Here is a 25,698-nt window from a genome sequence, read left to right on the forward strand (position 1 = left end):
GGCGCGGCCGACGGGCCGGGCCCGGCGGCGGCACGTAGGCTGACGGACGTGAAGGACAACTGGGGTGCGACCGTGCGACGGGGCGGCGCCGCGCCCGACGAGCAGGGTGAGGTGACGGCGTGACCGAGTTCGACGGGCTGCCGGTACTGCGCTCGCCGGTCGCCATCGCGGCCTTCGAGGGCTGGAACGACGCCGCCGACGCCTCCACCGCCGCCGTGGAACACCTGGAACAGGTCTGGCAGGCCCGGGAGGTGACCGAGCTGGACCCGGAGGACTTCTACGACTTCCAGGTGAGCCGCCCGACGATCACCATGGCCGACGGGGAGACCCGGCGCGTCGAGTGGCCCACCACGCGCTTCATGGTGGCCAGCCCGGAGGGCACCGAGCGCGACGTGGTGCTGATCCGCGGCATCGAGCCGAGCATGCGCTGGCGGACGTTCTGCGAGCAGGTGCTGGAGATCTGCCACAGCCTGGAGGTCGAGCGGGTGGTGCTGCTCGGCGCGTTGCTGGCCGACGTGCCGTACACCCGGCCGCTGCCGATCAGCGGCAGCGCGTCGGACGCCGACGCGGCCAAGCGCTACCAGCTCACCCCCACCCGGTACGACGGGCCGACGGGCATCGTCGGCGTGCTGCACGACGCCTGCACCCGGGCCGAGGTCGACGCGGTGTCGTTCTGGGTGCACGTGCCGCACTACGCCAACAACCCGCCCTGCCCGAAGGCCACCCTCGCCCTGCTGCACCGGGTCGAGGAGGTGCTCGACCTGCCGGTGCCGATGGCCGACCTGGCCGAGGAGGCAGCCGAGTGGGAGCAGCGGGTGCGCAGCGCCGCCGAGCAGGACGCCGAACTCGGCGAGTACGTCCGTGAGCTGGAGGAACGGGTCGGCGACGCCGGCATCACCCCGTTGACCGGGGACGAGATCGCCCAGGAATTCGAGAAGTACCTGCGCCGCCGCGGCGGTTCCGCCGGGCCGACAGCGGGTTCCTGGTAGCACCCTTCCGTCGAAGCCGGGCTCCCCTGCCGGGGCCCGGCTTCTTCGTGTCCGGGGTGGCGCCGTCACACCCGCTAGGGCATCCTAGGAACCTAGCTGTTGTGAGGAGGCGGGCATGCAGATCAACCCCGGCGCGGCCGAGTTCCCGCACCGGCAGATCGCCGCGCAGCTCAAGGCCCAGGTGCGCCGCGGCGACTGGGGTCCGGGCGAGCGGCTGCCGTCCATCCCGGCCATCGCCGAGATGTTCGGCGTCGCGAAGCAGACCGTGCAGCGCGCCGTCGACCAGCTGCGGGTCGAGGGCATCCTGATCACCAAACCCGGCTCCGGTACGTACGTCCGGGGCACCCGGCGCCGCCTCAACCGCCTGTCCCGGGGCCGGTACGGCGGCTTCCGCGGCTACCACACCGACCTGGCCGCCCGGTACCGCCAGCAGCTCGTCTCCGTCGGCCGCTCCCCCGCCCCGTCCGAGGTGGCCGACGCGTTCGGCGTCGCCGACGGCACCGAGCTGCTCTGCCGGCGGCACCTGGTACGCACCGACGACTCCCCGGTCGAGGTCGGCGCGTCCTGGTTCCTGCCCGCCGACACCGCCGGCACGTCACTGGAGCGGGCCGAGGCATTCGGCCGGCCGCTGTACCAGGAGGCGGAGGAGGTCACCGGCCGGCGGTACGTCACCGCCACCGACACGATCAGCGCCCGCCAGCCCAGCCGGGAGGAGGCGGAGATCCTCCAGATCCGCCCGGACACGCCGGTGCTGCACCTGCTGCACGTCGCCTACGACGAGCGGCACAAGCCGATCGAGGTCGCCCAGGCCACCTGGCCCGGCCCGATGACCACGCTGACCGAGGAGTACAAGATCCCCGCCCCCGCACCCGACCAGGACCCCGACCCCGGCCTGGTCCTGGGCTGACCCGCCCTCGTCGCCCGGCCCCGGCACCCCGGCACCCCGGCACCCCGGCACCCCGGCACCCCGGCGATCTTGCACTTCCCGCCCCGGCGAACGGGACATTCACGACACCCACGGGGCCACAACTGCAAGACCGCCGAGTCAGCGGTCGGGTCGCCAGCGCACGGAGCAGCCGGGGCCGGCCACGCCCGAGTGGAATATCACGTGTGTCAAACCGTCCTCGACGCACCCACCACGTTCCACCCCACGCCACACCCGCCCCCGGACGGCGCGATCTTGCGGTTGCGGCCCCCGCGAACCGGGCAAAAGCGCCGGAACGTGGGCCGCAAGTGCAAGATCGACGCGCGAGCAGGCGAGAAGGCGCGGCGCGAGGGCGATGAGACGCGGCGGAAGGGCGGGGCGGGGCTAGAGGGCGATGCCGAGGAGGGCGTCGACCGTGTCTCGGAAGAGGGCCGGAGCGGTCTCGTCGTCCGTGACGCCGTTCAGGGTTTCTTCGGCCCAACGGTCGGCCGCCGCCAGGGCACCCGGCGTGTCCAGGTCGTCGGCCAGGCGCTCGCGTACCGCGGCCAGCAACGCCGCCCCCGACGGCCCGGCCGGCGCGGCGGCGGCCCGCCGCCAGCGGCCCAGCCGCTCCTGCGCCTCGGTGAGCAGGTCGTCGGTCCAGGAGCGGTCGCTGCGGTAGTGCCCGCTCATCAGCGCCAGCCGGACCGCCATCGGGTCGACCTTGTCGGCCCGCAGCCGGGACACGAAGACCAGGTTGCCCTGGGACTTCGACATCTTCTCGCCGTCCAGGCCGATCATGCCGGCGTGCACGTAGTGGTCGGCGAACGGTGCCTCGCCGGTCAGCCGCTCGGCGTGCGCGGCGGAGCACTCGTGGTGCGGGAAGATCAGGTCGTTGCCGCCGCCCTGCACGTCGATCCGGTCGCCGAGCAGGTTCAACGCGATGACTGTGCACTCGATGTGCCAGCCGGGACGGCCCGGGCCCAGGTCGCCGCCGGGCCAGGACGGCTCGCCCTCGCGGGCGCCGCGCCACAGCAGCGGGTCGAGCGGGTCGCGCTTGCCGGCGCGTTCCGGGTCGCCGCCGCGCTCGGCGAACAGCTCGATCATCTGCTCGCGGGTCAGGTTGGACTCGTAGCCAAAGCGGGGCGCGGCGGAGATGTCGAAGTAGACGTCGCCGGTGCCGTCGTCGAGCCGGTATGCCGCACCGTCCTTGAGCAGCATCAGCACCTTCTCGGCGATGTCCGGGATCGACTCGACCGCGCCGACGTAGTGCGCCGGCGGGATCATCCGCAGCGCCTCCATGTCCTCGCGGAACAGCGCGGTCTCCCGCATGGCCAGGACCTTCCAGTCCTCGCCGTCGCGCTCGGCGCGCTCCAGCAGCGGGTCGTCGATGTCGGTGACGTTCTGCACGTACCGCACGTCGAGGCCGGCGTCGCGCCACATCCGCTGCACCAGGTCGAACGTGATCATGGTGGCGGCGTGCCCGAGGTGCGTCGCGTCGTACGGGGTGATGCCGCAGACGTACATCGAGGCCGCGCCCTCGGGCCGGCTGGGATGGGCGCCCTGCCGCGCCGAGTCGTACAACCTCAGCGACACGCCCTCGCCGGGCAGCCGTGGCACGTCATGTCCCGCCCAAGACTCCATGACCGCCAGCCTAACGATCCGTCAGGCGCTCGGGTGCCGCCCTACGGGTGATCAACGCGACAGCAGCTCACATGGGTGGCCAGGGCATCGCCGGCCACTCCTGCGGCGGCAGGGGGAACCGGCCGCTCTCGCGCAGCCGCTCGACCCGTTCCGCCAGCGCGGCCAGCTCACCGATGGTCAGGTGCTCGGCCAGTTCCTCACCGAGCGGCCCGCGGAGCTGCCCGGCCAGGCCGTCGAGCATCTCCACCGCGTCCGGCGGCAGTTCGCGGCCGGCCCAGCCCCACAGGACCGTACGCAGCTTCTCCTCGACGTGGAAGCTCACGCCGTGGTCGACGCCGTAGATCCGGTCGTCCGGGCCGACGAGCACGTGCCCTCCCTTGCGGTCGGCGTTGTTGATGATCGCGTCGAGCACGACGAGCCGGGCCAGGCGGGGGTCGTCGGCGTGCGCCAGCGCGTACGCCGCCCCGTCGTCGTCGCGCGCCGCGGCGACAGGGAACCAGCGCGGCGGGATCTCCCGCGCCGGCACGAACCCGACCAGCGGCTCGGCGTCGTCCGGCTCGTCGATCCAGAGCTGGCACGAGCCGGGGCCGAACGGGCCGTCGCGCAGCACCGTGGGCGGAACCAGGTCCCAGCCGGTGGCCCGGGACACCAGGTAGGCGGACACCTCCCGGCCGGCGAGCGTGCCGTCCGGGAAGTCCCAGAGCGGGCGCTCGCCGCGTACCGGCTTGTAGACACAGTGCGCTGTCACGTCGCCGAGCGCGATGACGCCGCGCAGCGTCGCGTTGGAGGCGTCGACGAGCCGCCCCTCCAGGGTCAGCTCACCGTCGGCGAGCAGCCGCAGCGCCTCGGCGCCGTCCTGTCGGGGCTGCAGTTCCGACGAGGTCACCGGTGATAGCCGTTGTGCCGGGGGCAGAGGTGACCGGCCGGGTCGAGCGGCTGGCCGCACAGCGGGCAGGGGGGCCGGCCGGCGTTCACGACGCGCTTGGCCCGTTCGATGAACTCGCGGGTCGCCTCCGGGGTCAGCCGCACCCGCAGGCGGTCGAGGTCGTCGTCCGGCTCGTCCGGGTCCTCGTCGGCGTCGTCGTCCGCGTCGCCCAGCTCGACCTCGACCTCGGCCTCACCGACGGCGATCGCCTCGATCACCACGGTGGCGGTGTCCACGTCGAAGGCCAGGCCCAGCGTGCCGACCCGGAACTCCTCGTCCACAGGCGTGTCGAGCGGCTCGTTGTCGCCGGTCACGGTGGTGACCGGCTCCGGAAGCTTCACGCCGAAGCGGCGCTGCGCCTCGGCGAGCAGCTCCTCCAGCTTCTCGGCGAGCAACGACACCTGGACCTTCTCCAGCGACACGCTGACCAGCCGGCCGCCGCCGCGCGCCTGGAGGAAGAACGTGCGCTCCCCCGGCGGGCCGACCGTACCGGCGACGAACCGCTCCGGCGGCTCGAAGGCGTGCACCTGGTGCGTCATACCCACGACCCTATCCGGCGTGTGGAAGCACCGCGCAGCCCACCGACGCCGAATCCGCCCAGAGCGAACGCGCCGCGTACGCCCGCTTCACCCGGCCGCGCCCGCGCCTCCACCGACCGCCGCGTCGGACTCGGCCGCCGGCGCCGGTCGCCGGCGCCGCTTGCGCGGCGGCGGGACCAGCGCCGACAGGTCACCGCCGGTGTCGTTGAGCCGGACCAGGAACGGTCGCAACGGGGTGTAGCGGATCGCCGTCACCGACGCCGGGTCGGCCACGATCCGCTGAAAAAGATCAAGGTGTACGCCGAGCGCGTCCGCCACGATCGCCTTGATCACGTCACCGTGGCTGCACGCCAGCCAGATGGCCTCCGGCCCGTGCTCGGCGGTGACCCGCGCGTCCCACGCCCGTACCGCGGCGACCGCGCGCGCGGACATGGCCGCCATCGACTCGCCCTGCGGGAACGCGGCGGCGCTCGGGTGCTGCTGGACCACCGGCCAGAGCGGCTCCTTCGCCAGCTTCTTCAGCGACTGCCCCTCCCAGTCGCCGTACCCGCACTCGATCAGCCCTTCGTCGACGACCGGCTCGGCGCCGGGAAGCGCCAGCTCGAGGGTCTGCCGGCAGCGGATGAGCGGGCTGGTCACCACCGCCGCCAGCGGCAGCCCGGCGAGGCGCCCGCCGACCGCCGTGGCCTGCGCCCGGCCGGTGTCGTCCAGCTCGACCGGTTGCCGCCCGGCCAGGCCGCCGTCGGCGTTCGCGGTGGTCCGGCCGTGTCGCAGAAGCAGAAGGGTCGCCACGCTGACCACCCTAGGCGGTACGTCCCCCCGATGATCGTCCCGCCACGACAGCTCGTTCCCCGGCCGCTCCCGGCTCCCGGCCCGCCTCCGCCCCCTCCGCCCCCCTTTCGGCGTCGATCATGAGGTTGGCCCGGACAAATCGGACGGCAATCCCGGCCAACTTCATGATCGACCGACGGAAGGCGTCCCGTGGGCGACGCCCGGGCCTCGCCGGGATCAGGTGCGTGGCGGCGGAGAACTTGGAAGGTTTGCGCCCCTCTGGGGGCCTTCTCGTACCAAGATCTCCCGTCGAGCGTGGGCGGATGCCGGGTGCCCCGCTCCAGCCGGGCTCGCGCCACTAGCTCCACCCTCGCGGACCCACCCACAGGGCCGATCATGAGGTTGGCGGAGACAAACCGGACAGACGATGCCGCTAAGTTCATGATCGACGCGGCGGGACGCGGGCGGGCGCGACATGGGCGGGCGACGCGGGCGGGCGACATGGGCGGGCGCGACGCGGGCGGGCGGGACGCGGGCGGGCGCGACGTCGGTGGCGGGGGGACATGGCGGGCCCGGGTGGATGGGGGCGGTGTCCGGGCTGCGTCGGGTGTCCGGTTTCGGGGTGGTCGGGGACACTCGGCTGGCGGAATCGTGGGCGGGGCCGGGGCGTTATACCTGGTGAACGACCGCAGCAGCACTCCCGCAGCACGCGAGCGCGGGTGGCAGGGCCCGGGAATGATCCCGGGCCGGCGGTCGTTGTGGATGTCTCCGGCGCCACCCAGCCGAACCCCGCACGCCACCCCCGGGCGTGCTGCGGGCCGCGGGTGAGCAGGACGCCGGATCCCCCCGAGAACCTTTCTTGAGCGCCTGACGGTGCCCACGCACCCCACCCCCGGGTGTGCGTCGACCCCCGAATGGAGCCCCCTCATGAACACGATCCTGCGTAAGAGCATCCTCGGTATCGCCGGTCTGACCGTCGCCGGTGGCCTCGCCGCCGGCCCCCTCAACCACGACACCAGCACCCCCACCGCCCGGGACGCCGCGGTCACCACCACTCAGGCCGCCGCGAAGCTCGACACCGCCACACTCATCCCGCACGGCGTGCAGGGCAACCAGTCCCACATCGACCTGAACGACGAGCAGACCGCCAACGTCAAGGCCATCATCGCCGCCACCAAGAAGGCCGGCATGGACGAGCGCGCCGCGGTCGTGTCGATCGCCACGGCGTTGCAGGAGTCGAAGCTGGAGAACCTCGGCCACCTCGGTGACCGTAACGACCACGACTCGCAGGGCCTGTTCCAGCAGCGCCCCTCCTCCGGCTGGGGCACGGTCGAGCAGATCACCGACCCCGAATACTCCACCACCGCGTTCCTCAAGGGCCTCAAGCAGGTCGACGGCTGGCGCGACATGCCCCTGACCAAGGCCGCCCAGACCGTCCAGGTCTCCGCCTACCCCGACCACTACGCCCAGTGGGAGCAGCAGGCCGCCGACCTCGTCGCCCAGCACTGGAACAGCTGAGTAAGAGCAGCGAAAAGGCCGGCACCCCGAACCAACGGGGTGCCGGCCTTCTCGCGTACCAGGAGACAGCGTCAGGTCGCGCTGATCGTGCCGGTCGCCAGCAGGCAGATCACCAGGCTGCCCAGCGCCACCCGGTACAGCACGAAGACGTACAGCGTGTGGTGTGCGACGTAGCGCAGCAGCCACGCGATGGCCGCGTAGCCGACGGCGAACGCGATGAGCGTCGCAATCACCATCTGCGCCACGCTCGGCGCGGCGGTGCCCGGCGCGGACGGCTCGAAGACGTCCGGGAGGCTGAACACGCCGGAGATCACCACGGCCGGGATCGCCAGCAGGAACGAGTAGCGGGCCGCGGTCTCCCGGGTGAGGTTGAGCAGCAGGCCCGCGGTCAGGGTGCCGCCCGAGCGGGAGACGCCGGGGACCAGCGCCGCGGCCTGGGCGAAGCCCATGATGACGCCGTCGCGCATCCGGAAGTTCTCCAGCGTGCGGGTCTGCCGGCCCCAGTACTCGGCGAAGGCCAGCAGCATCGCACCGATGATCAGCGTGCAGGAGATCAGCCAGAGGTTCCGGCCGGCGGTGCGGATCTGGTCCTTGAAGATCAGCCCGAAGATGCCGATCGGGATGGTGCCGACGATGACGTACCAGCCCATCCGGTAGTCGAGGCTCGACCGCACCGAACGGTCGACCAGGCCGACGAACCAGGTCCGGACGATCCGCCAGATGTCCTTGGCGAAGTAGATCAGGACGGCGGCCTCGGTGCCGAGCTGGGTCACCGCGGTGAACGACGCGCCCGCGTCCCGGCCGAAGAACAGGGCCGAGGTGATCCGCAGGTGCCCCGACGAGGACACCGGAAGGAACTCGGTCAGTCCCTGGACCAGGCCCAGGACGATGGCCTCGATCCAGGTCACTCGCCGACTCCGGACAGCTCCAGCGCCTCGGCGACGGTACGCAGGGTCTGCACCCCGCTGTCCCGGTCGGCCACGAACAGCGACACCGACAGCGTGGTCACGCCGGCGGCGGCGTACTCCCGCATCCGCTCGGCGATGCGCTCCTTCGGGCCGAGCAGCGAGGTGCGGTCGATGAACTCCATCGGTACGGCGGCGGCCGCGTCGCGCTGCCGCTTGGCCAGGTAGAGGTCCTGGACCTCGCGGGCGGCGTCGCCGTAGCCCATCCGGGTGGCGAGCTGGTTGTAGAAGTTCTGCTTGCGGCTGCCCATGCCGCCCACGTACAGCGCGGCGTACCAGCGCACCAGCTCGGCGCAGGTGGCGATGTCGTCGCCGACCACGACCGGCACGGACGGCACCACGTCGAAGCCGGCCAGTTCCTTGCCCGCCGCCGCGCGCCCGGCGCGCACCGAGGCGAGGTGCTCCTCGGCGAACTCCGGTGAGTAGAAGACGGCCAGCCAGCCGTCGGCGATCTCGCCGGCCAGTTCCAGGTTCTTCGGGCCGACTGCGGCCAGGTAGATCGGGATGTGGTCGCGCGGCGGGTGGAAGCCCAGCCGCAGCGCCTTGCCGGGGCCGTCGGGCAGCGGCAGCGTGTAGTGCTCGCCGTCGTACGCGACCTCCTTGCGGGCCACCGCCAGCTTGACGATGTCGACGTACTCCCGGGTGCGGGCCAGCGGCTTGGCGAACCGCACGCCGTGCCAGCCCTCGGAGACCTGCGGGCCGGACACGCCCAGGCCGAGCCGGAACCGGCCGCCGGAGAGCGTGTCGATGGTCGCGGCGGTCATCGCGGTCATGGCGGGGGTACGGGCCGGGATCTGCATGACCGCGGAGCCCACGTCGATGCGCTCCGTCTGACCGGCGATCCAGGCCAGCATGCTCGGCGAGTCCGAGCCGTACGCCTCCGCGGCCCAGACCACCGAGTAGCCGAGCCGGTCCGCCTCCTGGGCCAGCGCCAGGTGGTCGAAGGGCGTGCTCCACGCCGTCTGGTATCCGAGGTTGAGCCCGAGTCGCACTGATCCTCCCACCGTCCGCACCACAGGTCGCATCAGGTTACGCAATGAGCGTGGCGCCCTCGACGTCCGGCTCGCCCCGAACATGTCACACCGGGTGGAGCTCGCGCGGGAAGTTGACTGCGGCGAGGATATCCGTGACGCCGGGTTCGAAATAAGGTTCACGCATGCAACAGCGACCGCTCGGCCGAAGCGGGCTGGCGGTATCGCGGCTCGCGCTCGGCACCATGACCTGGGGACGGGACACCGACGCCGACGACGCGGCCGCCCAGCTGAAGAGCTACCTCGACGCGGGCGGCAACCTCGTCGACACCGCCGACGTGTACGCCGACGGCGACGCCGAGTCGGTGATCGGCTCGCTGCTGGGCAGCCTGGTGGACCGCGACGAGCTGCTGATCGCCACCAAGGCGGGCCTGCGGCCGGGCAGCCGCCGCCGGGACGGATCGCGCGGTCACCTGCTGCGTACGCTGGACGCCTCGCTGCGCCGGCTGGGCACCGATCACGTCGACCTGTGGCAGGTGCACGGGTACGACCCGGACACCCCGCTGGAGGAGACGCTCTCGGCGCTGGACCACGCGGTGTCCAGCGGGAAGGCCCGCTACGTGGGTGTGTCGAACTTCTCCGGCTGGCAGACCGCCCGGGCCGCCGCCTGGCAGGCCGCCTGGCCGGGGCGCGCCCCGGTGGTCGCCGCGCAGGTGGAGTACTCGCTGCTGGAGCGCGGCGTGGAGCGGGAGGTGCTGCCCGCCTGCGCCGGGATGGGGCTGGGCGTGCTGCCCTGGTCGCCGCTGGGCCGGGGCGTGCTCACCGGCAAGTACCGCAACGGCCGCCCGGCCGACTCGCGGGCGGTGTCGCCGCATTTCGAGCGGTTCGTCGCGACGTACCTGGAGCCGCGCTGCTCCAGCATCGTGGAGGCGGTGGCGATCGCGGCCGGTGGGCTCGGCGTGTCGCCGCTGGAGGTGGCGCTGGCCTGGGTGCGGGACCGGCCGGGCGTGACCGCGCCGATCCTGGGCGCCCGCACCGTCGGGCAGCTGCTCGGCGCGTTGCAGGTGGAGCGGATGACGCTGCCGGAGGAGATCGTCACGGCGCTGGACGACGTGTCGGCGGTGCCGGTGGGCTATCCGGAGCGCGACGGCTGAGCCGTACGAGGGCGATCCGGGTCACCCGCAGGGGGTGGCGGAGGGCCCACGACCTGGGCAGCATAGGGGCATGGACTACGAATACGCGCCGCTGCGGTTGCCCTCGAACGTCGATCGGCTGACCGCCGCGGCGCAGCTGGCGATCCAGGCCGAGTTCTCCGGCTGGGAGCTGGCCCGGGTGCGGCTCTACCGGGACGGCACGCGGCAGGTGGTGCTGCGGCGCCGCCTGGTCAACCAGTCGCAGCCGGGTCTGTCGTACTGACGAGGGGCCCGTCCCCGGGGCCGCGCGACGCGGCGCCGCCCCGGGGACGCGCACGGCCTAGTGCGCGTGGTCGTGCTCCTCGTCCAGCTCCATGAACGGGTGCTCGTCGAGCCGGCCGACCAGCCGGTCGTCGGCGGCCGGCTGGAACGGGCCGACCGGGTCGTCGTCGTCGAACGACTCCAGGTCGACGGGGGTGCCGACCTCGCTGACCATCACCACACCGTCCAGCGGCTCCAGCTCCGGCACGTCGAGCGCGGACAGCGAACCGTCGCCGCTCTGCAGCAGCTCCAGCACCGCCTCGCCGACGCCCTCCACCGGCGCCGGCTCGTCCTCCTCCGGGGTGCCCTCCCGGCGGGCCGCCTCGGCCGCGCGCAGCAGCGCGGCGACGCTGGGCACCCGGTAGTCGCGCCGCTGCCGCACCGAGATGACCCGCGGGTGCGGGTCGGTGGGCTCGCCGCCCTCGACGGCGCCGAAGCGCTCGTCGGCCTCGTCCGGGTCGATCGACTCCACGTCCCAGGGCGTCACCTCGCCGAACGCGTCGAGCAGCTGCTCGTCGTAGGCGAACGAGGCGTTGTTCAACGCGACGTACGCCTGCCAGACGGCGTCGTCGTCGATCCGGCCCTGGGCGGCCCGGACGGCGGCCAGGTGGGCGCGGGCCGCGTCGATCACCCGCTCGAGGGCGGCGTCCAGCTCACCGTGCTGGTCGGTCATGTGTGGCAGTCCCTTCGCGATGGGGGGAGGTTCCGCGCCGGCGGCGCCGCGGCGGGCGCGGTCAGCAGGTACGGAGGAAGCGGTCCAGAACCCGCACGCCGAACTGTAGTCCGTCCAGCGGAACCCGCTCGTCGATGCCGTGGAACAGGCCGGAGAAATTGAGGTCGGCGGGCAGCCGCAGCGGCGCGAACCCGAAGCAGCGGATGCCGAGCTGGGAGAACGCCTTGGCGTCGGTGCCGCCGGAGAGCATGTACGGCACGGGGTGCGCGCCCGGGTCCTCGGCGCGCAGCGCCTCCGACATGTGCGCCACCAGGTCACCGTCGAACGTGGTCTCCAGGGCCGGCTGGCGCTGGACGTACTCGATGGCGATGTCCGGCCCGACCAGCTCGCGCAGCTGCCGCTCCAGTTCCTCGCTCTGGCCGGGCAGGCTGCGGCAGTCGATGGTGGCGGTGGCCCGGCCGGGGATGACGTTGTCCTTGTAGCCGGCGGCCAGGCGGGTCGGGTTGGCGGTGTTGCGGACGGTCGCGCCGATGATGTTGGCGATCGGGCCGAGCTTGGCGATCGCGGTCTCCGGGTCGTCCGGGTCGATCTCGATGCCGAGCACGTCGGAGACCTCGGCGAGGAACGCTCGTACGGTGTCGGTCATCACGACCGGGAAGCGGTGCCGGCCGATCCGGGCGACCGCCTCGGCGAGCGCGGTGACGGCGTTGTCGTCGTGCACCATCGAGCCGTGGCCGGGCCGGCCCTTGGCGTGCAGGCGCAGCCAGTCGATGCCCTTCTCGGCGGTCTCGATCAGGTAGAGGCGGCGCTGCTCGTCGACGGAGTAGGAGAAGCCGCCGACCTCGCCGATCGCCTCGGTGCAGCCGTCGAACAGGTCCCGGTGGCGCCGGGTGAGGAAGTGCGCGCCGTAGTCGCTGCCGGCTTCCTCGTCGGCGGTGAACGCGAGCACGACGTCGCGCCGGGGGCGGACGCCGGTGCGCTGCCAGTCGCGGACCACGGCGAGCACCATCGCGTCGAAGTCCTTCATGTCGATCGCGCCGCGGCCCCACAGGTAGCCGTCGCGGATCTCGCCGGAGAACGGGTGCACCGACCACTCGTCCGGGTCGGCGGGCACCACGTCGAGGTGGCCGTGCACCAGCAGCGCGTCGCGGCCGGGCTCGGTGCCGGGGATCCGGGCGACCAGGTTGGCCCGGCCGGGCGCGGATTCGTGGATCTCGGCGTCGACGCCGACCTCGGCGAGCTTCTCCGCCACGTACTCGGCGGCGCGCCGCTCCCCCGCGCTGGTGTCGTTGTCGCCGGTGTTGGTGGTGTCGATGCGCAGCAGGTCGCGGCAGAGGTCCACGACCTCGTCGGTGGCGTCGGGTCGGGCGGGGGCGGCGTCGCTCGTCATCGCTTCCTTATACCAGCAGGTGAGGTGGTCGCGGGCCGCCGGTGTCGGGCGGCGGTTTCGCGGATCGTCCGGCCGGGTACCGCCGGACCGCCCGGACATCGACTCCGGCCGTCACGAGGAGGGCACCATGACCGTCCCCCTGCCGCCGCTGCCGCCCGCCGCCGACGACGCGTACCGGCCGGGTGGGCGGAGCGTCGCCGAACTCGTGGACACCGAGCACCGGGTGCTGCTGGGGCTGGCCGACCGGGTCACCGACCCGGCGCTGGACGCCGCCGGCCGGCGCGAGGTGCTCGACGTCCTGACCGCTGCGGTGTCCCGGCACCTGTCCGCCGAGGAGCAGTACCTGTTCCCGGCGGCCCGCGCCGCCGTGCCGGACGCCGCGGAGCTGGTCGAGCGGGAGATCGAGGCGGACGCCGGGCTGCTGACCGCGCTCAAGGAGCTGTCCGGCGCGGACGACCCGGCGGTCGCCGACGTGGCCGAGCGGGTACGCCGGCACGTCAGCCGCGTCGCGGCGCTGGTCACGCCACTGCGGGAGGTGGCCAGCGACGCCGAGCTGATCCGGCTGGGCAACCGGTGGGAGATCGCGGAGGAGGCGGCGCCGACCCGTCCGCACCCCGGCACGCCCGCCACGCCGCCCTGGAACAAGATCGTCGAACCGGCGGTCGGAGTGCTGGACAAGGTGCGCGACGCGGTCACCGGACGGCGTACGCGGCTGAGCGACCTGGAACATCGCCGCGAGGGGTGAGCCGATCGCCCCTTCCGTGTATCGGTTCGTGGTCCTACCGTCACGGTATGGATCTGGAGCTGCGACACCTGCGTGTGGTCTGCGCGATCGCGGAGACGGGGAGCGTCACCAAGGCCGCTTCGGCGCTCGGCCTGGCCCAGCCGGCGCTGACCGCCCAGCTTCAGCGGATCGAACGGGCGCTGGGCGGGCCGTTGTTCGAACGGGACCGCCGCGGCGCCCGCCCGACCGCGCTGGGTGAGCTGGTGCTGGACCGGGCGCGGGTGCTGCTGCCGGCGATGAAGGGCCTGCGGGACGAGGCGGCCCGGATGGCCGGTGCGGGCGATCCGCTGCGCCGGTACCGCTTCGGCGGCGTGAACAGCCCGATCCTGGGCCGGCTGGTGCACCGGCTGGCCGCCGAGCGTCCGGACGCGCAGATCACCACGTACGGCTCGTGGTCGGTGGACGAGCTCGCGCAGATGGTGGCCGGTGGCCGGCTCGACTTCGCGCTGACCGGGGTGTGCGGCGACTCGACGCCGTCGGCCGGGTTCGGGCTGAGCTGGCGGGAGGTGGCGGTCGAGCCGATCTGCGTGCTGCTGCCGCAGACCCACCCGCTGGCCGGCCGCGCCGACGTCGACCTGGTCGATCTGCGGCGCGAGCGGTGGGTGGCCGCGCCGGGCGACGGCTGCTTCGGCGACTGCTTCGCCGCCGCCTGCGCCCGCTCCGGCTTCACCCCGAAGAAGGTGTACGAGGCGGACGTGCGGGCCGCGCTGGACCTGGTGGACGCGGGCGAGGCGGTGGCGTTGTGCCAGGCCACGTTCCGTCCGGTGGCCGGGCTGGTCACCCGCAGGCTCGCCGGCACGCCGCTGCGCTGGCGGCTGCTGCTGGGCTGGCATCCGGACGTGCCGGCCGCGGCGGTGGCCGAGCCGGTGCTGGCGGCGGCCGTCGCCGCGTACACGGACGCGCTGGCGAACCATCCGGAATACCTGGGCTGGCTGCTGGCGCACCCGGAGTTCGGCGTGCAGCCCAACGGCTCGGGCGGGGTGCGAATCGCCTGAACCCGGGTATCACCGGCGACATGACTGATCTGTATCCGGCCGCCGACCAGCGGGAGCTGCTGCGCCAGGCGGCCACCGCGCACACCACCGCCTCCGCCGAGGTGGAGGCGTTCCTGCGCCGGTTGCCGGAGGTGCCGGGGCCGGCCGACGTGACCGAGTACGCCAACCTGCTCAGCCGCGAGGAACGCGCCCGGGCCGACCGGCAGGCCGCGGCGGACGCGGCCGGGCTGCGGCTGCCCAGCCTGGAGTCGGAGTAGCGCGCGGCGCCCGGGCGGGTGGTCCGCCCGGGCGCCGCCGCACCGGCTCAGCGTTCGACGAGTACGTCGTGACCGAGGTCGAGCAGGGCGTGGCGCCACTCGTCGTCGGCGTTGCCCCGGCGTGGCCGCTGCGCGGTCAGCTCCCGGATCCGGCTGATCGCCTCCCGCATCACCTCGATGTCCTCCGGCGTGAGGTCCACCTTGCGCTTGCGCAGCACGGCGAGGATCTGCCGGCCCGGCTCGGGCAGGTCCAGGTCCGGGCCCGGACCGAACGCCTCCTCTCCCGAGCCGCGGGTCAGCAGCCACTGCCGCAGCGTCTCGGAGGACACGTTCACCTCGGCGTGGAAGTCGTCCCAGATCACCTCGACCTCGGGGTCGAGTCGCGCCTCGCGTACCATCACGCCTCCTCTCCCGGCGGCGGCCCGGGTGCCGGCTCGCCCTCGTTCGGTGTGTGCTGCTTCAGACCCTCCGGCGGCACCCGGACCCGGGACGGGTTCGCCGTCGGGGCCGCCTCGATCGCTTCACCGGCTCCGGTGTCGTCGTCGGGGACTTCCTCCGGTTCGGTCATGTCCGCCCTCCGGTCCTTCGGTGACGGCCCGTCCCGGCCCGGCCGGGACGGGCCCCGGCCGGTCATCGGGGATGGGACGTGGTGGCCGGCGTGTAGCCCCGCTCACCGGCGGCGACGTCGAAGACGAGCTGGTCGTCGCGGGTGTCGACGGTGACCTTCTGCCCCGGTGAGACCTCGTTCTCCAGCAGCATCCGGGACAGCCGGTTGTCGACCTCGCGCTGGATCACCCGGCGCAGCGGGCGGGCGCCGAACTCCGGCTGGTAGCCGTGCTCGGCGAGCCAGTCGACGCCCGCCGTACTGAAGTCGACCTGGATGTCCTGGGCGTGCATGCGGCGGCGGGTCTCCTCCAGCAGCAGCCCGGTGATCTGGCGGAGCTGCTCGGCCTCCAGCCGCTGGAAGATGATCACCTCGTCGATGCGGTTGAGGAACTCCGGGCGGAAGTTCTCCTGGAGCCGGCGCATCAGCCGCTCCCGCAGCTCGTCGCTCTCCTGCTCGCCGGGCCCGCCGGTGGCGAAGCCGACGGTGCGCTGGGTGCCGGTGATCAGCTCCGAGCCGAGGTTGCTGGTCATGATCAGGACGGTGTTCTTGAAGTTCACGGTGCGGCCCTGGCTGTCGGTGAGCCGGCCGTCGTCGAGCACCTGGAGCAGGATGTTGAACACGTCCGGGTGCGCCTTCTCGATCTCGTCGAGCAGCACCACCGCGTACGGGCGGCGGCGGACCGCCTCGGTGAGCTGACCGGCCTCCTCGTAGCCGACGTACCCGGGCGGGGCGCCGACCAGCCGGCTGACCGTGTGCCGTTCCTGGAACTCGCTCATGTCCACCCGGACCATCCGGTCCGCCTCGCCGAACAGCGCCTCGGCGAGCGCGCGGGCCAGCTCGGTCTTGCCGACGCCGGTCGGGCCGAGGAACAGGAAGCTGCCCATCGGCCGGTCCGGGTCGGCCAGCCCGGTGCGGGAGCGGCGTACCGCCTCGGCGACGGCGCTGACCGCGTCGTCCTGGCCGATGATCTTCTCGTGCAGGTGCCCCTCCAGGCGCAGCAGCCGGTCGCGTTCCTCCTCGGTGAGCTGGGTGACCGGGATGCCGGTGGCCCGGGAGACCACCTCGGCGATCTCCGTCGGCCCCACCTCGGGCACGTGGCTGGGGCCCTCGTCGCCGCGGGCGCGGCGGACCTGGTCCTCCAGTTCGGCGAGCCGGTCGCGCAGCGCGGAGGCCCGCTCGTACTGCTCGTCGGAGACCGCCTGCTCCTTGTCCCGGCGCGTCTCGTCGAGCTGCTGCTCCAGCTCGCGCACGTCCTCGGCGGGGGTACGGGTGCGCAGCCGCACCCGCGCGCCGGCCTGGTCGATCAGGTCGATCGCCTTGTCCGGCAGGAACCGGTCGGTGACGTACCGGTCGGACAGCTCACCGGCGGCGATCAGCGCCTCGTCGGTGAACCGGACCTGGTGGTGCGCCTCGTACCGGTCGCGCAGGCCGCGCAGGATCGCGATGGTGTCGTCGACCGTCGGCTCGGGCACCAGCACCGGCTGGAACCGGCGGGCCAGTGCGGCGTCCTTCTCGATGCTGCGCCGGTACTCGTCGAGCGTGGTCGCGCCGATCACCCGCAGCTCGCCGCGCGCCAGGGCGGGCTTGAGCATGTTCGACGCGTCCATTCCGCCCTCGCTGCCGGCGCCGCCCGCGCCGACCAGCGTGTGGATCTCGTCCAGGAAGATGATCAGCTCCTCGCGGTGGGCGCGGATCTCGTCGATCACCTTCTTCAGGCGCTCCTCGAAGTCGCCCCGGTAGCGGGTGCCGGCGACCAGGCCGGACAGGTCGAGCTGGATCACCCGTTTGCCGATCAGCGTCTGCGGCACGTCCCCGTCGCAGATCCGCTCGGCCAGGCCCTCCACGATCGCGGTCTTGCCGACACCGGCCTCACCGATCAGCACCGGGTTGTTCTTGGTCCGCCGGGACAGGATCTCCACCGCCTGCTCGATCTCGTCGGCCCGGCCGATCACCGGGTCGATCTGGTCCATCCGGGCCAGTTCGGTGAGGTCCTGGCCGTACTGGTCGAGCGTCGGGGTGCCCCGGTCCGGGCGCGGGGCGTTCGCCGCGCCGCGCTCGGCGCTGGCCGCCTGCAACGACTCGGGCTGGATCCGGCCGGCGGCGAGCATCCGGCCGGCCGGCGACTCGGGGTTCAGCGGCAACGCCATCAGGATGTGCTCGGGACCGATGTAGTTGGCGCCCATGGCGCGGGACAGCTGGTGCGCGTCCAGCAGCGCCCGCTTCGCGGCCGGGGTCAGCGACAGGTTCGGCGGCACCTCGCCGCGCGGTGCGCCCTCACCGCGCCCGCCCAGCGCGCCCAGCAGCGCGTCCGGGTCGGCGCCGGCCCGACGGACCAGGTCACGCAACGGCTCGCGCTGCAACGCCGCCCAGAGCAGGTGGTCGGTGTCCAGGTCGTTGCTGTGCTTCTGGGCGGCGCGGCGGGCCGCGTCGGCGAGCATCTCCCGGGCGTCGGCGGTCATCAGGCGCGTGATGTCGACCCGGTGCGCCGGCCGGCGTCCCCCCTCGCCCCGGCCGAAGTATCGGGCCAGGAACTCGTCCCAGGGGTCGTTGCCGAAGTCACCCGGTCCCATCATCTCGTCCTCCGCAGTCAGTCGGCACGACCGGCACCCGGCACGCGCGGCACGGTCGGCGGTGGCTACCCGGCGGTCGGCGCGACAAACGCGACCGGATGGCAGGCTGGGGGGCATGGAGAGCAGACCGCTGCTGATCGTGGACGGCGCGAACGTGGTGGGCTCGCGCCCGGACGGCTGGTGGCGCGACCGGGCCGGCGCGGCGGTCCGGCTGCGCGACGCGCTGGCGCCCGTCGGCGAGGCGGGCGTGCCGCCGGAGCTGCCGCCACCGGTGCAGGTGGTGCTGGTGGTGGAGGGCGCGGCCCGGCACGTGGCACCCGCGCCCGGCGTGGAGGTGGTCTCCGCGCCCGGCTCCGGCGACGACACGATGGTCGAGCTGGTCGCCGCGGCACCGGATCGGCGGCGGGTGGTGGTCACCGCCGACCGGGAGCTGCGCGAGCGGGTGACCGCGCTGGGCGCGGAGGTACGCGGCCCGCGCTGGCTGCGCCCTTAGCCCGGCCGGTCCCGCGAGCGGGACCACGGCGTCCGCCGGCGGGACCGCCGGCCGGGGTCTTCGCGCACGTCAACGCGGGAACCGGACACGAGGGCCGCAACCACGCGAGGGTGGATGTTCGTCCACCCGTTCCGATGGGTTGTAATGGAGATCTCTTCCGCCCCCAGGAGGTCCCCGTGGCGAGCGTCGCCGAGCTGAAGGCCGCCATCGATGTCGCTCTCCAGCAGATCGGTGACGGCCAGACAGCGGTGCAGGCAGCCGGCGAGAAGCTGGCCGAGGCGCAGCAGACGCTGGCCGGCGCGCTGGAGGGCAGCGGTCACGAGACGGTCGAGGCGGCCCAGGCCTCGCTGACACAGGCGGGCCAGGAACTGGAGGAGTGTCTGGCCGCGACACTGGTCGCGGTGGAACAGGCACAGCTCTACGTCGCGACGCTCTGAGGCCGGCCGTGTCCATAGTCGAGGACATCGGCGCGCAGGTGCGCGCCGCCGCCGAGGAACTGCCGCTGGCGCAGCTCGCCGCCGCGCTGGAGAAGCTCGGCCAGGCGCAGGAGCGGCTGCGCTGGGTGCGCCAGGAGTCGTCCGACCCGATGGGGGTACCGGAGCTGTCCTCGGCCACCGAGCACGCCGAGACCGCCGGCTACGCGCTGCGCGTGGCGCAGGAGCAGCTCACCGCGTACCTGGCCGCGATCGGGCTGGCGCCGGACGGGGCGCGGCCGGCGCCGCCGGGCGAGCGGCCGCCGAAGCACGACACGCCGCGCGGCGAGGAGCCGCCCGCGGCCGGCCCGGCCGCCGAGCCGGGTGAGCAGCCGGCGGTACGGCGCTGGTGGGCGGTGCGGGTGGCGGAGCTGACCGGCGGCCGGGAGGGCGCGCCGGACGAGCCGGACGAACGCGTCGAGGACTCCCACGAGCTGCTGCACCGGGTGGTCGCCGGGATCCGCTCCGGTGACCGGGACCGGCTGCACCGCGAGCTGCGCCGGGCGCACGCCGACGTGGGGCTGGGGCTGGCCGCGATCACCCCGCCGCTGCTGCGCGAGCTGGCCGGTGAGCTGCTCGGCCATCCGCCCCGCGCGGACGACCTGCCCCGGCTGCGCGGCGCGCTGGACTCCCGGGTCCGCGACCTGCTGCCCGGGCTGCCGCGGCCGGTGCTGGACACGCTGCTGACCCGGGTGTGCCGGATGCCCCCGCCGCGCCGCGACGACGACGCGGAGCAGCCGCACGCGGCCGACCCGGCGGTCACCGCGGGTGTGCTCACCGGGGTGCTGCTCGACCGGCTCGGCCGGGACCTGCCCAAGGACACCGACGATCGGGAGCCGTCCCGTGGCTGACGTCCGCGCTCAACTGGTGACGCGGGTCCGGGGGATGCTCTCCGAGGCCCTGGGCGCCACCCGTACCCGGCTCACCGCCGCCGAGGCCGAGCTGGCCGCGAGCCGGGAGCGGCTGGCGCGTACCCGCCGGGCCGCCGCGGCCGTGCCCGCCCGGGTGGGCGCCGCCCGCGACCGGCGCCTGGCCGAGATCGACGCCCGGCACACGGCCCGCCTCGCCGAGCTGGCCCGGCGGGCCGCCGCCGCGGCACAGCGGGAGGCACCGGGCGCGGCGTCCGCGCCCTGGGACCGCTGGCAGGCCACCCCCGCCGGCCGGTCCGAGCCGCCCGGCGCGTTGCGGGTCGGCACGGTACGCCTCGACGGCGCCGAACCGGTGCCGGCGCTGGTCCCGCTCCTGGACGCCGGGCACGCGCACCTGGCCGGCGGCGACCGGGACGGGCTCGCCGCCGTGGTCCCCGCGCTGCTGCTGCGCTCGGTCGGGCGGGCCGACCCGGGCGCGGTGCGGCTGTACGGATACGACCCGGAGCACCTGGGCGGCGGTCTGGCCGGATTCGCGCCGCTGGGCACGGCCGGGCTGCTCACGTTCGTCGGGCCGGGCGGGCTGGGCCGCCTGCTGGACGACCTGGTGGAGCAGATCCGCCGGATCAACGCCACGGTGCTCGCCGGTGAGTACGGCTCGCTGCGCGAACTGGCCGCCGCCACCGGACGCCGGCCGGAGCCGTGGCGGGTGGCGGTGCTGCTCGGCGGCGACGAGCTGTCCCGGCACGAGCGCGGCCAGCTCGACCGGGTGGTGCGTACCGGTGCGGCCTGCGGCGTGCACCTGGTGGTCCGCGGCATCGAGCTGCCCGACGACCCGACCGTCACCCGGATCACCGTGGAGCCGGACGACGCCCGGGTGGCCGGACTGCCGGTGGTGCTCGACGCGCCGCCGCCGCCCGCCCTGGTCACCGAGACCTGCCGCACCGTCGCCTCCCGGGTGGCCGCCGGCCCGCCGCCGACGCCGTTCACCGACCTGCTCCCGCCGCCGGACGAGTACTGGCGGGAGGACTCGGCGCACGGGCTCAGCGCCCCGATCGGCGAGGGCCCGCACGGGCGGCAGGTGCTGCTCACGCTCGGCGACTACCCGCCGCACGCGTTGATCGGCGGCCCGTCGGGCACCGGCAAGACGAACCTGATCTTCGCCTGGATCGGCGCGCTCGCCGCCCGCTACTCCCCCGCCGAGCTGGAGTTCTATCTGCTCGACTTCAAGGAGGGCGTGTCCTTCGCCCGGTTCGCGCAGGGCCGGCGCGACCCGAGCTGGCTGCCGCACATGCGGCTGGTCGGCATCAACGTCAACACCGACCGGGAGTTCGGCCTGGCGCTGCTGCGCTTCCTCGCCGAGGAGCTGCGCCGGCGCGCCGACGCCGCGAAGAAGCACGAGGTCACCAAGCTGGCCGAGCTGCGCGCGGTGGACCCGGACGGGCACTGGCCGCGCATCGTCGCGGTGGTCGACGAGTTCCAGGCGCTGCTCGCCGGCCGGGACGTGGTCGCCCGGGAGGCCGCCGACCTGCTGGAGGACCTGGCCCGGCGGGGCCGGTCGCAGGGCATCCACCTGGTGCTGGCCTCGCAGGACGTGCGCGGCATCGAGGCGCTGTGGGGGCGGCCCGCGCTGGTCGCCCAGTTCACGCTGCGGATCGCGCTGCCGAAGGCGCTGCGCATCCTGGCCGAGCGCAACGACGCGGCGCAGTCGCTGCCCCGCCACCACGCGGTGATCAACGCCGAGTCGGGCCTGGCCGAGGGGAACGAGGTGGCCCGGATCCCGTCGGCGAGCGACTGGGAGACGTGGAGCGAGCTTCAGCACCGGCTGTGGCGGATGCGCCCGCAGGACGCCGCGCCGGCCCGGCTGTTCGACGGCGACGCGATCCCGAAGCTGGCCGACGCGCCGGACTTCCGCGCGCTGACCGCGCCGGAGCAGGGCGTGCCCCGCAGCCCGGTGGCGCTGCTCGGCGAGATCATCGACGTGCAGTCCCGCTCGGCGGCGCTGCGGCTGCCCCGCGCTCCCGGCCGCAACCTGGCGGTGCTCGGCACCCGGGTGGACGAGGCGTGCGCGGTGCTCGACGCCGCCGCCCGGTCGCTGGCCCGGCAGTACCGGCCCGGCACCGCCCGGTTCTCCATCGCCTGCCTGGACCCGGACGCCGACCCGGCCGCCCGCGCCCTGTACGAGGATCTGGAAGGCGACGCTTCCTGGTACGACGAGGAGACGGTGCCGGAGCTGATGGCCGAGGTGGGCGACGGACTCGGCGCGCCGGGTGCGGCGCGTACCCCGCACTTCCTGCTGCTGTACGCGGTGGACGCGGCAGCAGCGGCGCTCGCCGGCAAGGCCGGGACGCGCACCGGGCTGGAGCAGTTGCGCCGGATCCTGCACGACGGGCCGGAGCGGCGTACGCACGTGCTGGCGTGGTGGCGCGGCGTGGCCCGGATGCGCGTCGACCTGGGCGGCGCGGGCGCGCGCACCGACCAGATCGGCGCCTGGGTGGCGCTGGACGTGCAGGGCGGTGAGCTGGGCTCCTCGCTCTATCCGGGCAGCGGCGGGCCGGACTGGTATCCCCGGCCGTGGCGCGGTCTCTACTTCGACCGCGCGGTGCACCGCACCGGACAGGTGATCATCCCTTATGGTCCGTCCCGATGAACGAACCGGTTGCCAGTGAGACGTACAACGCGCAGATCCGCCGGCTCGCCGAGCTGACCTCCCGGGTGTCCGCCCAGCGGGCCGAGGCGCACACCTGGTACGCCCAGCAGGTGGCCGCCGCGGACCGGGCGGTCGCCGAGGCCGCCGAGCAGGTGCGGCAGGCCGAGGCGGAGGTGGCCGAGGCGTCCCGGATGGTGGAGCGCGTCGACGGCGAGGTCACTCACCTGTGGACGCAGTTGCGGGCCCGGCTCGGTGTGGGCGCCCGGCGGCTCGGTGACCCGCCCGGCCCGGTACGCGGCGCCGCCGGTGACCCGGTGCCGCTGCTGCGGGCGGTCCGGGAGCTGCTGGACCGCACCGGGGCGCCGGGCGAGCTGCCCGGCTCGGTGAACCCGCTGCTGGTCGCGTGCGGGATCGGCGGGGCGCTGGTGGCGTACGCCCTGGGGGTGGCTGCGCGGGCGCTGGCCGCCGGTTCCAGCGGCGACCTGGCGGTGGGTCTTCCGGTGCTGGCGCTGGTGGTGACGCTACTCGGCCCGGTGATCGGGCTGGCGCCCGCCCGGCTGCTGGCCGACCGCCGCCACGCGGTGCTGACCCCTCGCCCGATGATCCTGGTGGCCGTATCCGGCCTGGTGACGACGCTGCTCCTGCTCACTGTGACATACACCCGCTGACCGCCGGCGATCATGGGTCGGCGGCGCGACACGCCGTCGCGCCGCCGGTCGACCTCATGATCGCGCCCGTCAGGCGGGGGTCAGGACGGCCTCCTTGAGCAGGCGGCGGGTCAGTGTCAGGCGGTCGGCGTCGTCGTCGAGGCCGGGGAGGTCGCCGACCCTTGTGACCTCGCCGGTGAGCAGCGCGCGCAGCGCCGCCTCGCAGGTGCCGGGGAGCGTGAGCGTCCGGTCCGGCACGCGCAGCGTGACCCGTCCGTCGGCGGCCGGGGTGAGCTGCCAGCGCAGCCCGCCACGCACCGCGACCTCGCTGTCCGCTGTCAGCCGGGCCAGCGCCTGCGCCTGGGCCAGCGGCCGGATCGGCGCCGGGCGGGCGGCCGGCCAGACCCGGGCACGCAGCCGGCCGGCCACCGCCGCCGGGTCGGCCCGCAGCAGCCAGTCGCGCAGCGCCTCGACGGTCTCGGTCAGCTCCGGCTCGATCGCGTCCGGGTCGGCCAGGTCGAGACCGAACGGCAGGCTCGCGCGCAGCCGCGCGTCCTCGGCGGCGAGGGCGAGCAGCTCCTCGACCACCGCGTACCGGGTCAGCGCCCGGATGCCCACTGTCAGGTGCAGCGAGCTGGACTCCTGCGCCTGGGCGCTGTGCAGCCAGCCGCGCGGCAGGTAGAGCGCGTCGCCCGGTTCGAGCACCACGTCCAGTTCGGGGCGGCCCTCGGCGGTCGCGGACACCTCGTCGGCCCGGCCGCCCCAGGGCTGGCGCTCCAGCGGGTCGGCCAGCACCGGCGGGTGGATCCGCCAGTGCTTGCGCCCGTCCACCTGGAGCACGAACACGTCGTGGGTGTCGTAGTGGGTGGCGAAGCCCTGACTGCCGGCCGGCGTCAGGTAGGCGTTCACCTGCAACGGCTGGGCCAGCGCGGTGCCCAGGTCGCGGGCGAAGTCGACGATCGCCGGCCAGGTGCGGTGCAGGCCCTGCAGCACCAGCGTCGCGCCGTCGGCGTACAGCGCCAGCACCTTCTCGTCGAGGACCTGGTCGCCGATCTCGGCGCCCGCGCCGCCGCCGCCGGTGAACCGCGCCGCCGGCACGAGCTGGCCGTCCTTGGCCACCCGCAGGAACGGGGTACGCAGACCGCGGCGGCTGAGCAGCTCGTCGGCGTCGGCGGGGCTGAGCAGGTCGGTGAAGCCGTCGGGGTTGGGCAGTTCGGCGGCGCGGGACAGCAGCGGGCTGCGCCCCCAGTGGTCGGCGGCGAACTTGGCCGGCTCCACCGCCACGCACCGGGCCAGCGCCTCGGTCGCGGAGAACGGAACCGCCGGGCGGCCGTGGCCACCCGGCGGGTCGACGTGCGTGGTGCTCATGTGTCAGGCGCTGCCGTCGGCGCCGCCGTCGCGCTGGCCGGGGGTCGCGCCGCCGTCGGCCGGACCCTCGGCGCTGCCGTCCGCGCCACCGTCGTGCTGACCCGGAGTCGCGCCGCCGTCAGCAGGGCCCTCCGCGCCGCCGTCCGCGCCACCGTCGTGCTGACCCGGAGTCGCGCCGCCGTCAGCAGGGCCCTCCGCGCCGCCGTCCGCGCCACCGTCGTGCTGACCCGGGGTGGCACCGCCGTCGGCCGGGCCCTCCAGGCCGCTGCCGCCGCTGCTCTGGATGTCGTCGTCGTTCAATGCCATGGGTGCTCCCTCGGTGTGCCGCCCCGCGTGGTGCCGGGGTCCGTGTGCAGCGGGTGGTACCCCACGCCCGATCTTCTCTAACCACACCGTAGACGCCCTTACGCCGCCGTACGGACGGTTCGCGGGGCAAGCGGCCGGGACGGGTGGATGCCAGGATGGCTGGAGGACGACGCGAGGAGACGCACGTGACGCAGCCGGAGCCGCTCACCCCGCTGACCGAGGACTGGCAGCGGGCGCTCGCAGTGGTGGCCCACCCCGACGACCTGGAGTTCGGCGCCGCCGCCGCGGTGGCGCGCTGGACCGGGCAGGGCAAGGAGGTCGTGTACTGCCTGCTCACCAGCGGCGAGGCGGGCATCGACGGGATGACGCCGGAACGCGCCCGGGTGGTGCGCGAGGAGGAGCAGCGGGCCTCCGCCGCCGTGGTCGGGGTGTCGGAGGTCGAGTTCCTCGGCCTGCCCGACGGGCTGCTGGAGTACGGCGTGCCGCTGCGCCGGGCCATCGCCGCCGTGGTGCGCCGGCACCGGCCGGACGTGGTGCTGACCAACAACTTCCGGGAGACGTGGGACGGTGCGTACGCGCTGAACCAGGCCGACCACATCGCCTGCGGCCGGGCCACGCTGGACGCGGTCCGCGACGCCGGCAACCGGTGGATCTTCCCGGAGCAGCTCACCGACGGCACGCAGCCGTGGTCGCGGGTGCGTGAGGTGTGGGCGGCCGGGTCGCCGGCGGCACGGCACGGGGTGGACGTGACCGGCACGTTCGACCGAGGCGTGGCGTCGCTGCGGGCGCACGGGGCGTACCTGAGCGGGCTCGGCGACGGCGGCTTCGACGCCGAGGAGTTCCTGGAGGGCATGGCCCGGCCGGCCGGCAGCCGGCTCGGCACGCGGTTCGGCGCCACGTTCGAGGTCTTCCAGATCAACCTTCACTAGGGCGCGGCGA

At 74.2% G+C, this 25,698-nt stretch carries 27 protein-coding genes; 14 read left to right on the top strand and 13 right to left on the bottom strand.

Annotated elements, in window-relative coordinates; translation table 11 throughout:
• Window positions 1–119: 119 nt before the first annotated feature.
• The gene (locus tag BFV98_RS05630; protein WP_013286081.1) at window positions 120–989 is read left to right on the top strand and encodes a PAC2 family protein; all 870 of its coding nucleotides are present in this window, start codon (window positions 120–122) and stop codon (window positions 987–989) included.
• Window positions 990–1,104: 115 nt separating this feature from the next.
• Window positions 1,105–1,896 carry a GntR family transcriptional regulator gene (locus tag BFV98_RS05635; protein WP_013286080.1) on the top strand — a complete coding sequence of 264 codons (792 nt, stop codon included), beginning with the start codon at window positions 1,105–1,107 and terminating at the stop codon, window positions 1,894–1,896.
• Between the two features lie 402 nt (window positions 1,897–2,298).
• On the opposite strand, the gene mshC is transcribed toward BFV98_RS05635, so the two are convergent.
• The 4 genes from mshC to BFV98_RS05655 all read right to left on the bottom strand — a co-directional run bounded on the left by mshC (window position 2,299) and on the right by BFV98_RS05655 (window position 5,802).
• A complete protein-coding gene (gene mshC, locus BFV98_RS05640; protein ID WP_071095233.1) occupies window positions 2,299–3,537 on the bottom strand; it encodes a cysteine--1-D-myo-inosityl 2-amino-2-deoxy-alpha-D-glucopyranoside ligase in 1,239 nt (412 codons plus the stop codon).
• Between the two features lie 67 nt (window positions 3,538–3,604).
• A complete protein-coding gene (locus tag BFV98_RS05645; protein ID WP_013286078.1) occupies window positions 3,605–4,423 on the bottom strand; it encodes an SCO1664 family protein in 819 nt (272 codons plus the stop codon).
• Window positions 4,420–5,001 (bottom strand): DUF3090 domain-containing protein, encoded by a 582-nt coding sequence (locus BFV98_RS05650; RefSeq protein ID WP_013286077.1) that lies wholly within the window; start codon window positions 4,999–5,001, stop codon window positions 4,420–4,422. The genes BFV98_RS05645 and BFV98_RS05650 overlap by 4 nt, the downstream gene beginning before the upstream one ends.
• 87 nt (window positions 5,002–5,088) lie before the next feature.
• Window positions 5,089–5,802: a histidine phosphatase family protein gene (locus tag BFV98_RS05655; protein WP_071095235.1), complete on the bottom strand. Its 714-nt coding sequence runs from the start codon at window positions 5,800–5,802 to the stop codon at window positions 5,089–5,091.
• A gap of 897 nt (window positions 5,803–6,699) precedes the next feature.
• Here BFV98_RS05655 and BFV98_RS05660 point away from each other — a divergent pair.
• Window positions 6,700–7,290 carry a hypothetical protein gene (locus BFV98_RS05660; protein WP_071095237.1) on the top strand — a complete coding sequence of 197 codons (591 nt, stop codon included), beginning with the start codon at window positions 6,700–6,702 and terminating at the stop codon, window positions 7,288–7,290.
• Between the two features lie 71 nt (window positions 7,291–7,361).
• Here BFV98_RS05660 and BFV98_RS05665 read toward each other — a convergent pair whose 3' ends face one another.
• Together BFV98_RS05665 and BFV98_RS05670 are read right to left on the bottom strand one after the other, a co-directional pair.
• On the bottom strand, window positions 7,362–8,198 hold the full coding sequence (locus BFV98_RS05665; RefSeq protein WP_013286073.1) for an undecaprenyl-diphosphate phosphatase: 837 nt from the start codon (window positions 8,196–8,198) through the stop codon (window positions 7,362–7,364).
• A complete protein-coding gene (locus BFV98_RS05670) occupies window positions 8,195–9,247 on the bottom strand; it encodes an LLM class F420-dependent oxidoreductase (protein WP_013286072.1) in 1,053 nt (350 codons plus the stop codon). The genes BFV98_RS05665 and BFV98_RS05670 overlap by 4 nt, the downstream gene beginning before the upstream one ends.
• Window positions 9,248–9,411: 164 nt before the next feature.
• Between BFV98_RS05670 and BFV98_RS05675 the strand changes: the two genes are divergently transcribed.
• Together BFV98_RS05675 and BFV98_RS05680 are read left to right on the top strand one after the other, a co-directional pair.
• Window positions 9,412–10,380 (top strand): aldo/keto reductase, encoded by a 969-nt coding sequence (locus tag BFV98_RS05675; protein ID WP_013286071.1) that lies wholly within the window; start codon window positions 9,412–9,414, stop codon window positions 10,378–10,380.
• 70 nt (window positions 10,381–10,450) lie between these two features.
• Window positions 10,451–10,642 carry a DUF5703 family protein gene (locus tag BFV98_RS05680; RefSeq protein WP_030274256.1) on the top strand — a complete coding sequence of 64 codons (192 nt, stop codon included), beginning with the start codon at window positions 10,451–10,453 and terminating at the stop codon, window positions 10,640–10,642.
• Between the two features lie 57 nt (window positions 10,643–10,699).
• Here the strand turns inward: BFV98_RS05680 and BFV98_RS05685 are convergent, their stop codons facing one another.
• Both BFV98_RS05685 and BFV98_RS05690 read right to left on the bottom strand, forming a co-directional pair.
• Window positions 10,700–11,353, bottom strand: a complete 654-nt coding sequence (locus tag BFV98_RS05685) for a hypothetical protein (protein ID WP_013286069.1) — start codon at window positions 11,351–11,353, stop codon at window positions 10,700–10,702.
• Window positions 11,354–11,414: 61 nt separating this feature from the next.
• Window positions 11,415–12,743 (bottom strand): M20/M25/M40 family metallo-hydrolase, encoded by a 1,329-nt coding sequence (locus tag BFV98_RS05690; protein WP_013286068.1) that lies wholly within the window; start codon window positions 12,741–12,743, stop codon window positions 11,415–11,417.
• A 127-nt stretch (window positions 12,744–12,870) separates the two neighbouring features.
• On the opposite strand from BFV98_RS05690, the gene BFV98_RS05695 reads away from it, so the two are divergent.
• The 3 genes from BFV98_RS05695 to BFV98_RS05705 are packed head-to-tail and all read left to right on the top strand — an operon-like array spanning window position 12,871 to window position 14,779.
• Window positions 12,871–13,488: a hemerythrin domain-containing protein gene (locus tag BFV98_RS05695; RefSeq protein ID WP_013286067.1), complete on the top strand. Its 618-nt coding sequence runs from the start codon at window positions 12,871–12,873 to the stop codon at window positions 13,486–13,488.
• 47 nt (window positions 13,489–13,535) lie between these two features.
• Entirely contained in the window at window positions 13,536–14,522 is a 987-nt protein-coding gene (locus BFV98_RS05700; protein WP_013286066.1) for a LysR family transcriptional regulator, read from the top strand.
• 20 nt (window positions 14,523–14,542) lie between these two features.
• Window positions 14,543–14,779: a hypothetical protein gene (locus BFV98_RS05705; RefSeq protein ID WP_013476980.1), complete on the top strand. Its 237-nt coding sequence runs from the start codon at window positions 14,543–14,545 to the stop codon at window positions 14,777–14,779.
• 47 nt (window positions 14,780–14,826) lie between these two features.
• On the opposite strand, the gene BFV98_RS05710 is transcribed toward BFV98_RS05705, so the two are convergent.
• The 3 genes from BFV98_RS05710 to BFV98_RS05715 form a co-directional block, all read right to left on the bottom strand.
• Window positions 14,827–15,177 carry a DUF3140 domain-containing protein gene (locus BFV98_RS05710; RefSeq protein ID WP_013286064.1) on the bottom strand — a complete coding sequence of 117 codons (351 nt, stop codon included), beginning with the start codon at window positions 15,175–15,177 and terminating at the stop codon, window positions 14,827–14,829.
• Window positions 15,177–15,347 (bottom strand): hypothetical protein, encoded by a 171-nt coding sequence (locus BFV98_RS32190; RefSeq protein WP_176921679.1) that lies wholly within the window; start codon window positions 15,345–15,347, stop codon window positions 15,177–15,179. The genes BFV98_RS05710 and BFV98_RS32190 overlap by 1 nt, the downstream gene beginning before the upstream one ends.
• A gap of 62 nt (window positions 15,348–15,409) precedes the next feature.
• Window positions 15,410–17,959, bottom strand: coding sequence for an ATP-dependent Clp protease ATP-binding subunit (locus tag BFV98_RS05715; RefSeq protein ID WP_013286062.1), 2,550 nt, complete (start codon window positions 17,957–17,959; stop codon window positions 15,410–15,412).
• A 112-nt stretch (window positions 17,960–18,071) separates the two neighbouring features.
• Between BFV98_RS05715 and BFV98_RS05720 the strand changes: the two genes are divergently transcribed.
• The 5 genes from BFV98_RS05720 to BFV98_RS05740 all read left to right on the top strand — a co-directional run bounded on the left by BFV98_RS05720 (window position 18,072) and on the right by BFV98_RS05740 (window position 23,106).
• Window positions 18,072–18,449 (top strand): hypothetical protein, encoded by a 378-nt coding sequence (locus BFV98_RS05720; RefSeq protein WP_013286061.1) that lies wholly within the window; start codon window positions 18,072–18,074, stop codon window positions 18,447–18,449.
• Window positions 18,450–18,625: 176 nt separating this feature from the next.
• Window positions 18,626–18,886, top strand: coding sequence for a hypothetical protein (locus BFV98_RS05725; protein WP_013286060.1), 261 nt, complete (start codon window positions 18,626–18,628; stop codon window positions 18,884–18,886).
• An 8-nt stretch (window positions 18,887–18,894) separates the two neighbouring features.
• Window positions 18,895–19,773, top strand: a complete 879-nt coding sequence (locus BFV98_RS05730) for a hypothetical protein (RefSeq protein ID WP_071095239.1) — start codon at window positions 18,895–18,897, stop codon at window positions 19,771–19,773.
• On the top strand, window positions 19,766–22,438 hold the full coding sequence (locus tag BFV98_RS05735) for an FtsK/SpoIIIE domain-containing protein (protein ID WP_071095241.1): 2,673 nt from the start codon (window positions 19,766–19,768) through the stop codon (window positions 22,436–22,438). Before BFV98_RS05730 ends, BFV98_RS05735 begins: the two co-directional genes overlap by 8 nt.
• Window positions 22,435–23,106 carry a hypothetical protein gene (locus BFV98_RS05740; RefSeq protein WP_071095243.1) on the top strand — a complete coding sequence of 224 codons (672 nt, stop codon included), beginning with the start codon at window positions 22,435–22,437 and terminating at the stop codon, window positions 23,104–23,106. The genes BFV98_RS05735 and BFV98_RS05740 overlap by 4 nt, the downstream gene beginning before the upstream one ends.
• Before the next feature lie 69 nt (window positions 23,107–23,175).
• Here the strand turns inward: BFV98_RS05740 and BFV98_RS05745 are convergent, their stop codons facing one another.
• Both BFV98_RS05745 and BFV98_RS05750 read right to left on the bottom strand, forming a co-directional pair.
• Entirely contained in the window at window positions 23,176–24,453 is a 1,278-nt protein-coding gene (locus BFV98_RS05745) for a cupin domain-containing protein (protein WP_030274262.1), read from the bottom strand.
• Between the two features lie 3 nt (window positions 24,454–24,456).
• Window positions 24,457–24,759 carry a hypothetical protein gene (locus tag BFV98_RS05750; RefSeq protein WP_013476987.1) on the bottom strand — a complete coding sequence of 101 codons (303 nt, stop codon included), beginning with the start codon at window positions 24,757–24,759 and terminating at the stop codon, window positions 24,457–24,459.
• 185 nt (window positions 24,760–24,944) lie between these two features.
• Here BFV98_RS05750 and BFV98_RS05755 point away from each other — a divergent pair, with 185 nt between their 5' ends.
• Window positions 24,945–25,688: a PIG-L deacetylase family protein gene (locus BFV98_RS05755; protein WP_013286054.1), complete on the top strand. Its 744-nt coding sequence runs from the start codon at window positions 24,945–24,947 to the stop codon at window positions 25,686–25,688.
• The last annotated feature ends 10 nt before the right edge of the window (window positions 25,689–25,698 follow it).

This window comes from Micromonospora sp. WMMB235 (assembly GCF_001855515.1).
GTDB lineage: Bacteria > Actinomycetota > Actinomycetes > Mycobacteriales > Micromonosporaceae > Micromonospora > Micromonospora aurantiaca.